The 13,973-nt window shown below is 52.9% G+C and carries 10 protein-coding genes; 8 read left to right on the top strand and 2 right to left on the bottom strand.

Annotated elements, in window-relative coordinates:
- Positions 1-19 precede the first annotated feature (19 nt).
- The 3 genes from nagZ to MO867_RS04070 all read left to right on the top strand — a co-directional run bounded on the left by nagZ (position 20) and on the right by MO867_RS04070 (position 2,748).
- Positions 20-1,036 (top strand): beta-N-acetylhexosaminidase, encoded by a 1,017-nt coding sequence (nagZ, locus tag MO867_RS04080; protein WP_252464863.1) that lies wholly within the window; start codon positions 20-22, stop codon positions 1,034-1,036.
- Positions 1,037-1,150: 114 nt separating this feature from the next.
- Positions 1,151-2,233 carry a mechanosensitive ion channel family protein gene (locus tag MO867_RS04075; RefSeq protein ID WP_252464933.1) on the top strand — a complete coding sequence of 361 codons (1,083 nt, stop codon included), beginning with the start codon at positions 1,151-1,153 and terminating at the stop codon, positions 2,231-2,233.
- 299 nt (positions 2,234-2,532) lie between these two features.
- The gene (locus tag MO867_RS04070) at positions 2,533-2,748 is read left to right on the top strand and encodes a cold-shock protein (RefSeq protein WP_020413094.1); all 216 of its coding nucleotides are present in this window, start codon (positions 2,533-2,535) and stop codon (positions 2,746-2,748) included.
- Positions 2,749-3,260: 512 nt separating this feature from the next.
- Here MO867_RS04070 and MO867_RS04065 read toward each other — a convergent pair.
- Together MO867_RS04065 and mfd are read right to left on the bottom strand one after the other, a co-directional pair.
- The gene (locus MO867_RS04065; protein WP_252464861.1) at positions 3,261-4,241 is read right to left on the bottom strand and encodes a CsiV family protein; all 981 of its coding nucleotides are present in this window, start codon (positions 4,239-4,241) and stop codon (positions 3,261-3,263) included.
- Positions 4,242-4,364: 123 nt separating this feature from the next.
- Positions 4,365-7,844 (bottom strand): transcription-repair coupling factor, encoded by a 3,480-nt coding sequence (gene mfd / locus MO867_RS04060; RefSeq protein ID WP_252464859.1) that lies wholly within the window; start codon positions 7,842-7,844, stop codon positions 4,365-4,367.
- A 290-nt stretch (positions 7,845-8,134) separates the two neighbouring features.
- Between mfd and MO867_RS04055 the strand changes: the two genes are divergently transcribed.
- From MO867_RS04055 to MO867_RS04035, 5 genes are all read left to right on the top strand, one after another.
- Positions 8,135-9,610: a glyceraldehyde-3-phosphate dehydrogenase gene (locus MO867_RS04055; RefSeq protein WP_252464931.1), complete on the top strand. Its 1,476-nt coding sequence runs from the start codon at positions 8,135-8,137 to the stop codon at positions 9,608-9,610.
- Between the two features lie 372 nt (positions 9,611-9,982).
- Complete coding sequence (locus tag MO867_RS04050; RefSeq protein WP_252464857.1) at positions 9,983-11,323, top strand: Na(+)-translocating NADH-quinone reductase subunit A; 1,341 nt, start codon at positions 9,983-9,985, stop codon at positions 11,321-11,323.
- Between the two features lie 2 nt (positions 11,324-11,325).
- On the top strand, positions 11,326-12,537 hold the full coding sequence (locus MO867_RS04045) for an NADH:ubiquinone reductase (Na(+)-transporting) subunit B (protein ID WP_252464855.1): 1,212 nt from the start codon (positions 11,326-11,328) through the stop codon (positions 12,535-12,537).
- Positions 12,530-13,312, top strand: a complete 783-nt coding sequence (locus tag MO867_RS04040) for a Na(+)-translocating NADH-quinone reductase subunit C (protein WP_252464853.1) — start codon at positions 12,530-12,532, stop codon at positions 13,310-13,312. The genes MO867_RS04045 and MO867_RS04040 overlap by 8 nt, the downstream gene beginning before the upstream one ends.
- A 2-nt stretch (positions 13,313-13,314) precedes the next feature.
- Positions 13,315-13,971: an NADH:ubiquinone reductase (Na(+)-transporting) subunit D gene (locus tag MO867_RS04035; protein WP_252464851.1), complete on the top strand. Its 657-nt coding sequence runs from the start codon at positions 13,315-13,317 to the stop codon at positions 13,969-13,971.
- Positions 13,972-13,973 lie beyond the last annotated feature (2 nt).

Here is a 13,973-nt window from a genome sequence, read left to right as displayed (position 1 = left end):
AAGCGACAAGGAACTTTATATGTCTTTACCCGTCGGACCGGTAATGGTGGATATCGAAGGGCTTGAACTCACCGATGAAGATTGTGTGTTGCTAACCCATCCAATGGTGGGTGGGCTCATCTTCTTTGCACGCAACTACCGGGACCGCCGGCAGTTAACTGAATTGGTAGGGGCTGTTCGCGCGGTGCGCCCGGAGATTTTGTTGGCGGTGGATCAAGAGGGTGGCAGGGTCCAGCGGTTTCGTGATCAATTTACGCGTATTCCCTCCATGCAGGCTCTGTGTGCTGTGGCGGATCAGCAGCAGCTGCAAGATGTGGGTTGGTTGTTAGCGGCGGAGCTTCTCGCCGTTGGTGTGGACTTTAGCTTTGCTCCGGTACTGGATGCTGACGACAGCGGCAGTCGAGTAATCGGCGATCGGAGTTTCTGTTCCAATCCTGCGCGCTTGTCGGCTTTGGCGCGCCCATTTATACAGGGTATGCAAGAAGCGGGTATGGCCACTACCGGTAAGCACTTCCCAGGTCACGGCCATGTGTTCGAAGACAGTCATATCGAGTTGCCCGAAGACAGTCGCTCTTTGGAGCAGGTCATGGAGACAGATGCGGTACCGTTTATCGACTGCATCGCAACCCAGGATCTGAGTGCAGTGATGCCGGCACATATCCGTTTTGTGAATATAGATTGTCAGCCAGTCGGTTTTTCACGTTATTGGTTGCAGGATATTTTACGTGGGCGGCTTCGTTTTGAGGGTGTGATCTTTAGTGATGATCTGTCAATGGAGGGTGCTGGTGCTGCAGGTGGCTATGGTGAGAGAATTCGGGCGGCCCTGGAAGCGGGCTGCGATATGGGGATAGTGTGTAACAACCGTATAGGTGCTTTGGAATCCCTGGCGGCGCTGGATCGGTTCGTAGTCAAGCCCGAATCCAGGCACCGCTTGGCGGCTATGAGGGGGCGGCCTGTGATACCGTCCTGGGGTGAGCTTGAAAAGAGTGCGCGCTGGCAAAGAACCCGAGACTGGTTGGCCGGCATAATGCACTGAGTAAATTGCGTTGTAATCCGTTTGTGCTTCCTGTCCGGCAGGAGGTTCACAGCGGAATCGCCGACTGTTGGTTAAAGCGGAGGAATTAAAGTGGGATCCGTAGAGAGCGTATTGATGTCCTGGCTGGGTGAAAACCGGGTTTGGGTAGTTTCTGTTTTCCTGATCGTACTGGCATCGGGTTTGGCAGCCTGGTCTTTTGGCCGGTTTGTGCACCGCCTGGCTATTCGCGCAGAAAAAACCATAAATCCTTGGGATGATGCTCTGGTGGGCGCGCTCTTTCCACCGGGGCAGGTGCTGATATGGCTGCTGGGGTTGAGCGTAGCGGCGCAGCGAGCTGGGGATGCAACCGGCGCCGAGATATTTATGTTGGCCGTGCCCGCTCGGGAGATTGGCCTCATCCTGATTATGGCCTGGTTTGCCTGGCGCTTCTCCCACAGTGTGGAGCATAATTTGTGTGACCCGCGCTATATGGGCAAACCAATGGATGCCACTACGGTGCGGGCTATCGGCAAGCTGGTTAGAGCCTCAATTGTGATCACTGCTGGCATTGTGGTTATGCAATTCCTTGGTTATAGCGTCAGCGGCGTTTTGGCATTTGGCGGTATTGGTGGTTTGGCCGTGGGGTTTGCGGCAAAAGACCTGCTGGCGAATTTTTTTGGTGGCCTGATGATTTATTTAGATCGGCCGTTCGCTGTCGGCGACTGGATTCGCTCTCCGGATAAGGAAATTGAAGGCACTGTGGAGGATATTGGCTGGAGGCTCACCAGGATTCGGACCTTCGATATGCGGCCCGTGTATGTGCCCAATGGGATCTTTACCCAAATAGCAGTAGAAAATCCTTCCCGTATGTTAAATCGAAGAATTTTCGAAACGATTGGTATTCGTTATGAGGATGCGCACTTAATGGCACCAATAGTGGCGGATGTTAAAAAAATGTTACAGGAACACCCAGAAATTGATTCTAATCGTACGTTAATAGTTAACTTTAATAGTTTTGCTTCCTCATCTTTGGATTTCTTTGTGTATACATTTACTCGCACTACCGATTGGGTGCGTTATCACGAAGTAAAGCAGGATGTTCTGCTAATGATTTTAAACATAGTCGAAGGATATGGAGCATCCTGTGCGTTCCCGACTTCGACATTACATATTGCCGATATCCCTTCAATAGCGCGAGAGGCCGCGTTAGACAGTTGATGGATGGGAGTGCAATAAGGTACAAATGATTAGTTTCTAGTTGAGCGCTTTTTAAGATTTTGACGGTTAATCACGCATATTGGGAAAAACGTAGTATTTATTTCACATAGAAAACTAGACACTGGCGCTGTTTTATCTAAGAATCAGGTTACGTCCTTTGGGTATTCACCCTTAGGATTAAGCAAGATAGCATTCTGCATGGAGCAGTTTGTTAACAATGGGGTGGCGTTTGCCCCTCTTGCCGAATTGAGCAGTGAGGTAATAGAGGTAGGCGCAATAACAATAATGAGGTTTTCTCAATGAGTGATCGCGTTACAGGTACAGTGAAGTGGTTTAATAACGCACGGGGTTATGGCTTCATCACCTGTGGAGAAGGAACTGAAGACATTTTCGTTCACTATCGCAGCATTCGAGGCGAGGGCTATAAAACCCTTAATGAGGGGCAGGCGGTGGAATTCGAAATGCAACAAGGTGACAAAGGACTGCTGGCGGAAGATGTTGTTCCCTGTGAGTGATTTGCGGATTACTCGTTGAAAGAACTGTTGTCAGTGTAGGGTTGTGCGGCGTTGTTGGCGTCAGCCCTGCCAGCGCCTCTGAGAAGCGGATCACCCGATCCGCTTTTTTGTTTCTGGATTTGCTTGTTCTGAAGGTCCTGAAATGGGTGCTGAACCTGGCCACAGTTATTGTTTTATTTTCTTGTTTTTATTATTGGGTTGTTCGTTTTTATTGGAAAATAAAGCCCTTTAAATAATGTGTCTATTTTTATTCTATCGCCTTGCGGGAGTGTTGCCGCCCTCCATATTTTTGCTTGGTTATTTCTGTCTGTTAGTGCGTGATTTTTTGACGGTATTTACTTGTGTATTTGAGGGGTGGTCACAAATTAATTTAATTAGGTGTGCAGTTTCATCTTGTTTGATTAAGGTGGGTTATTTGTTGGGGTTTGTTGGTTTTTGGGGTGACCTTAATAAGGCGCCGGAAAAGTTTTTGGGCGCCTTATTAAATTAAAATCATTTAAAATAAATGGCTGTTAATGGCTGCTGCTTGCTTCTGTGTTGCTTTCAGGTGTGTCGATTTTAAGTTTGTTTTCTTTTTTGGGCTTGGCGACAGTTCGTATCTCAATAAGAATGCCAAACTCTGGGTGGTCAATATAATGGAGTTGCCCACTGCGCAAGCGTCGATCGTGCTGAAGTCTTGAAACGCGAGCGACATATAAAGGTTCCTCTTTTACGAGCGATGGCTCGCTAAGGGTGAAGGGTTCATAGGTGCCCATCCCGTTTTGTTGGTCTCCAAGCTCAAAGCCAGCATTTTGCGTATGGGTTGTGTCAATGGCGCTCTTGCTATTGGTTGAAACCTGAAGATGTTTTTCGGTCTTATTGTGGGGGCGCTGCGGAAGTAGTATGCCTTGCTCGCCTGTTGGGGTATTAAAATCGCTCAGCCACAAATTGGTACTGATATGTAGGTACCGCGAGACACTGAGAGTAATGTACCCCTCCAGCTGGCTATGTCCACTCAACTGGCTGCCGCCGTTAATAAGGATGGCTGGGGAGTTTTTTTTGCTTTTCAGCACCTGGCGCCAAGCTTTGTGGAAGAGGACTCTATCCCCTGCGCGGGAAATCGCAGCTGCCTTATTGCCGAGAATCGAGGCAGTAGGTGATAGCAGCAGTTTCGGGGCTGTTGGTGTAGCCTCTACGGCAAGCTCAAAACCATTTTGCGCTTCTTGCAGTGACTCAGTTGGCTCTGAAGTTGAGGTCAATTCGACCAGAGATAAGGCTTCCTCTGTAGAGGGGGGTGGCGGGGATGCCTGTAAGGTTGCAAAGTCGACCCATTTCGATGGGTATTGCAGGCGGGGAGCTGCAGGCCAGGTCTCTGCGGTTCTTTCCATACCCTGGGGTCGCTCGAATACGATCATCTCTATTTCGAAAGTATTCCCCGCGTAGTTGACGGCCTGGGCACTGGAGGCCGCCAGTGTGAGCGCCAGTGTTGAGCAGAGGCTAATTATCCTTTTCATGGGGTTACCACTTAAATAATTCTTTTGGGGTGCTGAAGTGTAATTTGCTGGTTATTGCTACATCGGTGGGGGTGTGACCGAAAGGTTTCCCGTCGCAACCCCTTTGGTGTTTTTCGGATGGTATCACTGCGCAAGCTTTTCCAATACTTCGTTGATCTCCCGCAGCTTATGCTCTGTACCCTCCTCGTCGAGACTGAAATTGAGCTGGTTGGCGCCGGCCAGCTGAAAGTGCCCCGGCTGGGTCTGCACCATCTTGACCAGGGTGAATGGATCTACTCGGGTATTTTCCGCAAACTCGATACGTGCCCGTGTCGTGGAGGCCTCCAGCTTACGGATGCCCAAGCTTTCGGCCTTCAGCTTGATCTCAGTGGTGCGGAACAGATGTTTCACGGGTTCCGGTAGCAGGCCAAAGCGATCAATCATTTCAACTTGAAGCTCCTTGAGTTGCTGTCGATCGGTAGCGTTGGCGATGCGCTTGTACATCATTAGGCGGCCATGCACATCGGGCAGGTAGTCCTCGGGGATCAGAGCGGCCACCCTTAAGTTTACATCGACGGCAGAAGACTCGAGCGGTTCATCGATATTTGGGGTGCGGCCCTCGCGAATTGCTTTTACCGCTTTATCGAGCATCTCCATATACAAGTTGAAACCGACACTCTGGATTTGCCCGCTTTGCTCCTCTCCGAGCAGCTCGCCCGCCCCGCGGATTTCCAAGTCGTGGGTGGCCAGGGTGAAACCCGCACCGAGGTCCTGGGCTTCACTAATTGCTTCCAGGCGTTTAACCGCGTCGCCGGTCATGGAGCGTTTGTTGGGGGTCAGCAGGTAGGCGTAAGCCTGATGGTGAGAGCGCCCTACGCGACCGCGCAGCTGGTGTAGTTGCGCGAGGCCAAACTTGTCGGCGCGCTCGATCAGGATGGTATTGGCTGTGGGTACATCAATACCGGTTTCGATAATGGTGGTGCATATCAGGACATTGAAGCGCTTGTGGTAGAAGTCGCTCATGACCTGTTCCAGTTCTCGCTCGCGCATCTGGCCATGACCGATACCGATACGGGCTTCGGGGATCATTTCCTGCAGCTCGCGGGCGATACGTTCGATGCTCTTGACCTCATTGTGCAGGAAGTACACCTGACCTCCGCGGAGAATTTCCCGAAGTATCGCCTCTTTCACCAGGGCATCATCGCGCTCGCGCACAAATGTTTTGACGGAGAGTCGCCGTGCGGGTGGGGTTGCTATTACCGAGAGATCGCGGATTCCGGCCATTGCCATATTCAGTGTGCGCGGAATCGGTGTGGCGGTAAGGTTTAGGATATCCACTTCGGAGCGCAGGCTCTTGAGTCGTTCTTTCTGGCGAACCCCAAAGCGATGTTCCTCGTCGATGATCAGTAGGCCCAGGTTTTTAAAATCCAGGTCGCTTTGCAGCAGCTTGTGGGTGCCGATCAGAATATCCACCGTGCCGCTGGCGACCTTGGTTTTAACGTTGTCCACCTCTTTGTTGGAGCGGAAGCGGGAGATGACCTCAATATTGATTGGCCAGTCAGCGAAGCGGTCTTGGAATGACTGAAAGTGTTGTTGTGCGAGTAGGGTTGTGGGCACCAGCATGGCAACCTGTCTGCCGGCATGGGCGGAGACAAAGGCCGCGCGCATGGCCACTTCTGTCTTGCCAAAGCCCACATCGCCGCACACCAGTCGGTCCATGGGTTTGTCTGAGAGCATATCGCCCAGAACAGCCTCAATAGTCTGCTGTTGATCTGGGGTTTCTTCGAAGGGGAAGCCTGCAGAGAATTCGCGGTAGGCCAGTTGCGGATTGGTGAAGGCGTGACCGACACGAGCTTCGCGGCGGGCGTAGATGTCCAAAAGCTCTGCGGCGGCATCGCGCACTTTTTCTGCGGCTTTGCGTTTGGCTTTTTGCCACTGCTCGCTGCCCATCTTGTGTAGGGGGGCGATGGCCTCGTCAGCGCCAGAGTAGCGGCTGATCAAGTGCAGACTGGCAACGGGCACGTAGAGCTTGGCTTCATCCGCATACTCAAGGGTCAGGAATTCTGCCGGTTGCCCATCAATTTCCAAGTGCTGTAGGCCGCGGTAGCGACCTACACCGTGATCAATATGTACCACGGGTGTGCCGATACGCAGTTCGGCCAGGTTTTTAACGGTGTTATCCGCTTCATCCTTGGCTTTCTTGCGTCGCCGCTGCTGTAGTACGCGCTCCCCAAATAGCTGTGGCTCGGCAATCAGATTGATCTGCGGATCATTGAGGACCAGTCCCTGGTCAATGGGGGCTACTGTGATGCCAATGGTGTCCTCTGCGTCGAGGAAGTCCTGCCAGCTGTGGAACGTGGGCGGGGTGAGGCGTATGCCTTTCAGTAGTTCGAGCAGGGCCTCGCGCCGCCCGCTGCTCTCCGCGCAGAAGAGTACCCGCCCGGAATATTCGATTAAATAGTTCTCCAGGGCCGCCAGTGGTTGCTCGGCCTTGCCGTCAACCGGCAGTGAGGGCGGAACGGCAGTGGCGAAATTGAAGTTGCCCTGGGCCTCGGGGAGTTTTTCGGTGGAATAGACTGCGCGTGGCAGCGATTTCAGGGCCGCATTGAATTCGTTGACTTCCAGCAGTATCTGGCGGGGCGGCAGGATCGGTCGGGACAGGTCTCCACAGCGGCTTTCGTAGCGGTTGCCGACTTCACGCCAGAAGTTTTCCAGGGGCTGTTGTATATCACCTTGCAGGAAAGCCTGGCTACCTTCAGGTAGGTAGTCGAACAGGCTTGAGCAATTGCCATCAAAAAATAACGGGAGGTAATATTCAATACCGGCGGGGGCGATTCCTGCACAGATGTCCTGGTAGATGGTTACCTGGCTGGGATCACTGTTGAACTCCCCGTGCCAGTTTTGCAGGAATCCCGAGAGGGCTGCCTTGTGCAGGGGAAATTCCCGTGCGGGTAACAGTTGAATGGTTTTGACCGTTTCTATGGTGCGCTGGGTTTCCGGGTCGAAAGTGCGCAGGGATTCAATCTCATCATCGAACAGGTCAATACGGTAGGGCAGGGGGCTGCCCATGGGGAATATGTCCATCAATGAGCCGCGCACGGCAAATTCGCCGTGCTCGTAGACGGTATCGACACAGTGGTAGCCGGCCTGTTCCAGCAGTCGCCGCTGGATATTGATGTCAAACTGCTGTCCCTCTTCCAGTATCAGGGCGTTGCCGGTGATGTAACTGCAGGGGGGCAATCGGTGCATCAGTGTGCTGACTGGGATAATAACGATCCCCGGTCCCATTTGTGGGAGTTGGTAGAGGGTCGCCAGGCGGTCCGAGATAATGTCCTGGTGGGGGGAGAAGGTGTCGTAGGGAAGGATTTCCCAGTCGGGGAAATGGAAGATTTCAAGCTCGCCGTTTCCCTCCTTATCTCTCCGTGCTTTGTTAAAAAATTTCAACTGCACCTCTAAACGGTGCGCTTCGAGACTGTCCCTTGTGATTAACAGGGTGGGCGCTTTGTTGTTGTGCGCTGCGCTGAGGATGGCCAGCGCGGCAGCTGCGCCATGCAGCTGCCCCCAAAATTGTCGGTCACTGGAGGAGCGAAACTTCTGAGGGGTCAGGGGCTGTATTTCTGTCATCTTTCCTTATAAATCCGCGCTTTCGTTCGAGGTGTGGTCGAGGACGGCTATTGTAGCCGCGAACGGTTTTGGCTGCAGGGAATGTTAACCCTCCCTGTGTTTCCGGGCGGGAACAACTACGCTTTTTTGAGGATTGCGCACTGCCGCCTGAGCCTGCAATTAAAAGGTAGTTTTACTACATTTTTTAGGCTTTTTTTTGCTCAGTTGCGCAGTATTGGGCGAATACTGATAATGCGCAGCCGTGCGATCCCGAGTGGTTTCGGGGTCGCATTTCCTTGCCTACCAAATACATGCAGAGGTGTCTGACAGTGACTCAGAAGCGACCGAAGCCCGCGGATTTTTTCAAGGACTGGAAACAGCGTGAAGCGCTGGCTGAATCCATGATCCCGATGATTGGAAAGCTCAACCGTGAGAGCAACGTCGGTATTTATATGTACGGCCGCAACCTGGTCAATCGCTCAGTTCTGAGCATTATGAAAGCGCATCGTTTCGTGCGCCAGGTTGAGGAAAATGAACTCTCCGAGTTTGAAACTTTCCCTGTACTGGAAGCCATCTGCAAGATGGACCTGGGTCCTGTGCATGTCGACCTGGGAACCTTGACCAACAAGTTTATGCGTGATGAGCGCGATATCTCTGTTGATGAGTTCGTGCGCGAAGAAATGGCGGATGCGGAAGGTGCGGGAACGCCTCTACCCCAGTCCAAAGATGTTGTGATCTACGGTTTTGGCCGGATTGGCCGCTTGGTTGCGCGCCTGTTGGTCGACAAGGCTGGCAGCGGTGACGTATTGCGCTTGCGTGCTATCGTACTGCGCAAAGGCAAGGCGCCCAACGATCTGGTGAAGCGCGCCTCTCTGCTGCGTCGCGACTCAGTACACGGCGCCTTTCAGGGGACTATCCGTGTGGATGAGGAGACCAATTCCTTGATCTGCAATGGCAACGAAATCAAGATTATCTACGCCAACTCCCCGCAAGAAGTGGACTACACCGAGTACGGTATCAACGATGCCATCATCGTGGATAGTACGGGTGTGTGGCGCGATGAAGAGGGGCTCAGCCAGCACCTGCAAAGCCCTGGTGCCTCTAAGGTGATCCTCACTGCACCGGGCAAGGGCGATATCAAGAATATCGTTTACGGTATCAACAACGGTGAAATCAAGGCTGAAGACAAGGTGTTGTCCGCTGCTTCCTGTACCACCAATGCTATCGTACCGGTCTTGAAGGCGATGATGGATGGTTACGGCGTTGAGCATGGCCATGTGGAGACAGTGCACGCCTACACCAATGATCAGAACCTGATTGATAACTATCACAGCGGTGAACGTCGCGGCCGCGCTGCAGCGCTGAATATGGTCCTGACCGAAACCGGTGCCGCTAAGGCGGTGGCCAAGGCCTTGCCTGAATTGAAGGGTAAGTTAACCGGTAACGCTATCCGTGTGCCGACCCCCAATGTTTCCATGGCGATCCTCAACCTGAATCTGGGTAAAGAGACGACCAAGGAAGAGCTGAACGAATATATGCGTGACGTGGCGCTACACTCGCCGCTGCGCCAGCAAATCGACTACACCAATTCCCCGGAAGTGGTGTCCAGCGATTTTGTCGGCTCCCGCCGTGCCTGCGTATTCGATTCCACTGCGACTATTGTCGACGGTAAAAATGCCGTGCTCTACTGCTGGTACGACAATGAGTTCGGCTATAGCTGTCAGGTAGTCCGCTGCCTGGAAGATATGGCTGGCGTTCGCTACAAGCAATTCCCCAAGCAAGACTAGAGCGTCAGGCTTCTTCCCTGCAGTCGGTACCCGGTGCCGGCTGCAGGGTTTTGATGGTCATCTGGACTACCCCTCAATATCTCTCCAAATACCTGTTTTTTCAGCAGAAATTTCCAATCTTAGTGCCACTTAACGACTTTCCAGGCTGGTAATGACTCTAGCCGATCCTTATAATGCGCGCGATTTTGCGGGGCGGCCATGCGCCGAGAAGTTAGCGCGCACAAACGATAGTTAGCTTCCTTCCTCCCGGTCCACGGGTGATACGGCATAAGCCCTCGCAGCACGGAATTCCACAGTATGGCTTGCTGGCCCAATTATGGGGTGGCGGGCTTTATTGCAATTTTTTTAAACTAGAAACTTAGGCATAGGCGTATGAGAAAGATCCGTCGGGGATTGGACTTACCCATATCCGGCGCGCCCGAGCAGGTCATCCACAAAGGACCTGCGCTCAAGACCGTTGCTGTTCTCGGACCCGATTACCACGGGATGAAACCGACAATGGCAGTGGCTGTAGGGGATCGCGTCAATCTTGGTCAGCTACTATTCAGCGATAAGAAAACCGAAGGGGTGCGCTACACCTCGCCGGCTGCCGGTCGTGTTGTTGCTATTAATCGCGGTGCCCGCCGTGTACTGCAATCGGTCGTGATTGGAATAGACGGCGATGCAGCCGAACAGTTCCAAAGCTACAGCGTCGACAAGTTGTCAGGTCTGACTCGTGAACAGGTCGTTGAGAACCTGGCTGAGTCCGGCATGTGGACAGCGTTGCGCACCCGCCCGTTCAGCCGCGTTCCGGCAGTGGATGCCAAACCGGTAGCGGTGTTTATCAATGCGATGGACACCAATCCGCTGGCGGCCAATCCGGAAGTGGTCATTGCCGAGAATCCAAAAGCCTTTTCGCACGGCGTTGAGATTCTCTCCAAATTGGCGGAAACCACTTACGTTTGTACTGCTCCTGATACGGACATTTCGGTACCGAGCGCCGACAATATTCGTCGTGAAGCTTTTGCGGGTCCCCATCCAGCGGGTCTTTCTGGTACTCACATTCACTACTTGAAACCAGTTTCTGGTAATCGCAGTGTATTCACGATTAATTACCAGGATGTTATTGCCGTTGGCAAACTGTTTACCACCGGTAAGCTGTTCACCGATCGCGTAGTTTCCTTGGCCGGTCCCCAGGCCAAACGGCCGCGCCTGTTACGTACCCGTCTCGGCGCCAGCCTGGAAGCGTTGACCGCAGATGAGCTGAAAGGTGATAACGATCGTATTATTTCCGGTTCGGTATTTGGCGGCCGCACTGCTGTTGGTCCCACAGCTTACCTGGGTCGTTACCACAATCAGGTGTCTGTACTGGAAGAGGGTGATGAACGTCCGTTCATGCACTACCTGCGTGCCGGAAACAAACGCTTCTCCGTACTGCCTATTTACCTGTCGCGCCTGGTGAAGAACAAGCTGTTCAATTTCACCACCAGCACCAATGGGTCCGAGCGTGCCATGGTGCCGATCGGTACCTATGAAAAGGTAATGCCCCTGGACGTTTTGCCAACTCAGTTGCTGCGTTCTTTGATCGTTGGTGATACTGCTATGGCTCAGAAATTAGGTGCCTTGGAGCTGGATGAAGAAGATCTGGCGCTGTGCACCTTTGTATGTCCGGGCAAGTACGAGTATGGCCCCATTTTGCGGGACAACCTGACCCGTATTGAGAAGGAGGGGTAAGTATGTTGCGTAAATTGCTCGATTCGATCGAACCGAAATTCCACAAAGGCGGTAAGTTCGAGAAGCTCTATGCCCTCTTTGAGGCCATTGATACCGCTCTGTTCCAGCCGGCCGACAAAACCAGAACTACTGCTCATGTGCGCGATGGTATCGACCTGAAACGTATCATGATCACTGTGTGGGCCTGTGCCATGATCCCTGCCTTCTACGGCATGTGGAATATTGGCTTCCAGTCCAACACCATTCTCGAAGGTATGGCCAATCCGGAGTTATCTGGCTGGCGCCACGCGATTATTGGTGCGGTTTCCGCCTACAACCCGGCAAGCCTGTGGGACAACTTTGTCTACGGTGCCATGTACTTCCTGCCAATTTACTTTGTGACCTTTGCGGTTGGTATTTTCTGGGAAGTATTGTTTGCTGCGGTGCGCGGTCACGAAGTGAATGAAGGTTTCTTCGTAACTTCTATCCTGTTCGCCCTGACCTGTCCGCCGGATCTGCCGTTGTGGATGGTAGCTATGGGTATCAGCTTCGGTGTGGTCATCGGTAAGGAAGTGTTCGGTGGTACCGGCAAAAACTTCCTCAATCCGGCCCTGGCTGGTCGTGCATTCGTCTTCTTTGCCTACCCGGCAGCAATGTCCGGCGATGCAGTTTGGACTGCTGTGGACGGTTACACCGGTGCGACTGCGTTGTCCGTTATGGCGAGTGAAGGCATTCAGAACCAGATGGTGAATCTGGCCGGTGGCCAGCTGACTTGGCTCGATGCTTTCTTCGGCAAAATGCACGGTTCCATTGGTGAAACCTCCACCCTGGCAATGTTGATTGCCGGCGTGATCCTGATCGGTATGAAGATCGCTAGCTGGCGTATCGTTGCCGGCACGCTGCTGGGCATGATGGCCACTGCCTTCATGTTTAACTTGATCGGTTCCGAATCGAACGAGATGTTTCAGGTACCCTGGTACTGGCATCTGGTAGTGGGCGGATTTGCTTTCGGTCTGATCTTTATGACCACTGACCCGGTATCCGCAGCGATGACCGATACCGGTCGCTGGTGGTACGGCATCCTGATCGGGGTGATGGTTGTCCTGATTCGTGTGGTGAACCCGGCCTTCCCTGAAGGCATGATGCTGGCGATCCTGTTCGCCAACCTGTTCGCCCCGTTGTTTGACCACTTTGTGGTGCAGTCCAATATCAAACGGAGGTTGGCACGTGGTTAATAAAGATTCCGTATCCGGTACTCTGATTGTCGCGCTGGTAATGTGCCTGGTGTGCTCCGTAGTGGTATCCACCGCTGCGGTAATGCTGAAGCCTGCCCAGCAGGCCAATGCCGAACTGGACATGAAGCGCAATGTACTGATGGCAGGGGGTCTGTTGAAAGACTCCCACGCGAGTAAAGCTGAAGTTGAGAAGGCCTTTGCTGATATCCAGATCAAATATGTCGATCTGAATACTGGCAAGTTCACCGATCAGGCTCCAGCGGGTGGTAGCGGTCGCGCTGCTTCCAAAATCGCCTCTGCCAGCGAAAAGCTGCCTTCAAACGAGGACACTGCCAAAATCATCCGCCGGGAAAATACCAAAGAGGTCTACCTGGTTGAGAAAAACGGCCAGCTGGACAAGATCATCCTGCCAGTCCGTGGTTACGGCCTGTGGGGTACTTTGTATGGCTTCCTCGCTCTGGAGAGCAATCTCGATACCGTAGCGGGCCTCGGCTTTTACGAGCACAAGGAAACTCCCGGACTGGGTGGAGAAGTTGACAACCCCAGCTGGAAAGCCCAGTGGATTGGCAAGAAAGTCTTCAATAACCAGGGCGACGTGGATATTGCAGTGATCAAAGGGCAGGTTAACCCCAATAGCCCCGACGCGATTCACGAAGTAGATGGCTTGTCTGGTGCAACTCTGACCAGCAAGGGTGTGGATAATCTGGTGAACTTCTGGCTGGGTAACCAAGGCTACGGTCCCTTCCTGAAAAACCTGAAAGCAGGGGAGGCATAAGCATGAAAATCAAAGACACTCTGCTAGAGCCGATTTTCAACAACAACCCGATCACACTGCAGATCTTGGGTATCTGTTCTGCACTGGCTGTCACCAGCTCGCTGCAGGTTACCCTGGTAATGTGTATTGCATTGACCTCGGTTGTGGCCTGTTCCAACGTTGCGGTATCCCTGATCCGTAAGCAGATCCCGAACAGCATTCGTATCATCGTACAGATGACCGTGATTGCCTCTCTGGTAATCCTGGTAGACCAGCTGATCAAGGCCCTGGCTTACGACATCTCCAAGCAGTTGTCCGTATTCGTTGGTCTGATTATTACCAACTGTATCGTTATGGGTCGTGCGGAAGCCTTCGCTATGAAGAACTCGCCGCTGCCCAGCTTCTTCGACGGTATCGGTAATGGCCTGGGTTACAGCGTTATCCTGATCGGATTGGCCGTAGTTCGTGAACTCTTCGGCGCTGGCAAACTGTTCGGTGTGGATATCCTCACTACCGTGAGCAACGGCGGTTGGTATATCCCCAACGGCCTACTGCTGTTGCCACCGAGTGCGTTCTTCCTGATCGGCCTGTTTATCTGGGCGATCCGTGCATGGAAACCGGCACAAGTGGAAGACGATGAGTTCAAGATTGCGCCTAATTCCCAAGCGCAGGAGGCCTGATC

Source organism: Microbulbifer okhotskensis (assembly GCF_023895975.1).
GTDB classification, from domain to species: Bacteria; Pseudomonadota; Gammaproteobacteria; order Pseudomonadales; family Cellvibrionaceae; genus Microbulbifer; species Microbulbifer okhotskensis.
The sequence above is the reverse complement of the archived record's forward strand: the minus strand, read 5'-3'. Positions and strand labels throughout refer to the sequence as shown.

Bases quoted from the DNA above. Each gene is read 5' to 3' on its own strand.
- nagZ (WP_252464863.1), top strand. From the start codon at position 20: ATGTCTTTACCCGTCGGACCGGTAATGGTGGATATCGAAGGGCTTGAA.
- MO867_RS04075 (WP_252464933.1), top strand. From the start codon at position 1,151: ATGTCCTGGCTGGGTGAAAACCGGGTTTGGGTAGTTTCTGTTTTCCTG.
- MO867_RS04070 (WP_020413094.1), top strand. From the start codon at position 2,533: ATGAGTGATCGCGTTACAGGTACAGTGAAGTGGTTTAATAACGCACGG.
- MO867_RS04065 (WP_252464861.1), bottom strand. From the start codon at position 4,241: ATGAAAAGGATAATTAGCCTCTGCTCAACACTGGCGCTCACACTGGCG.
- mfd (WP_252464859.1), bottom strand. From the start codon at position 7,844: ATGACAGAAATACAGCCCCTGACCCCTCAGAAGTTTCGCTCCTCCAGT.
- MO867_RS04055 (WP_252464931.1), top strand. From the start codon at position 8,135: ATGCAGAGGTGTCTGACAGTGACTCAGAAGCGACCGAAGCCCGCGGAT.
- MO867_RS04050 (WP_252464857.1), top strand. From the start codon at position 9,983: ATGAGAAAGATCCGTCGGGGATTGGACTTACCCATATCCGGCGCGCCC.
- MO867_RS04045 (WP_252464855.1), top strand. From the start codon at position 11,326: ATGTTGCGTAAATTGCTCGATTCGATCGAACCGAAATTCCACAAAGGC.
- MO867_RS04035 (WP_252464851.1), top strand. From the start codon at position 13,315: ATGAAAATCAAAGACACTCTGCTAGAGCCGATTTTCAACAACAACCCG.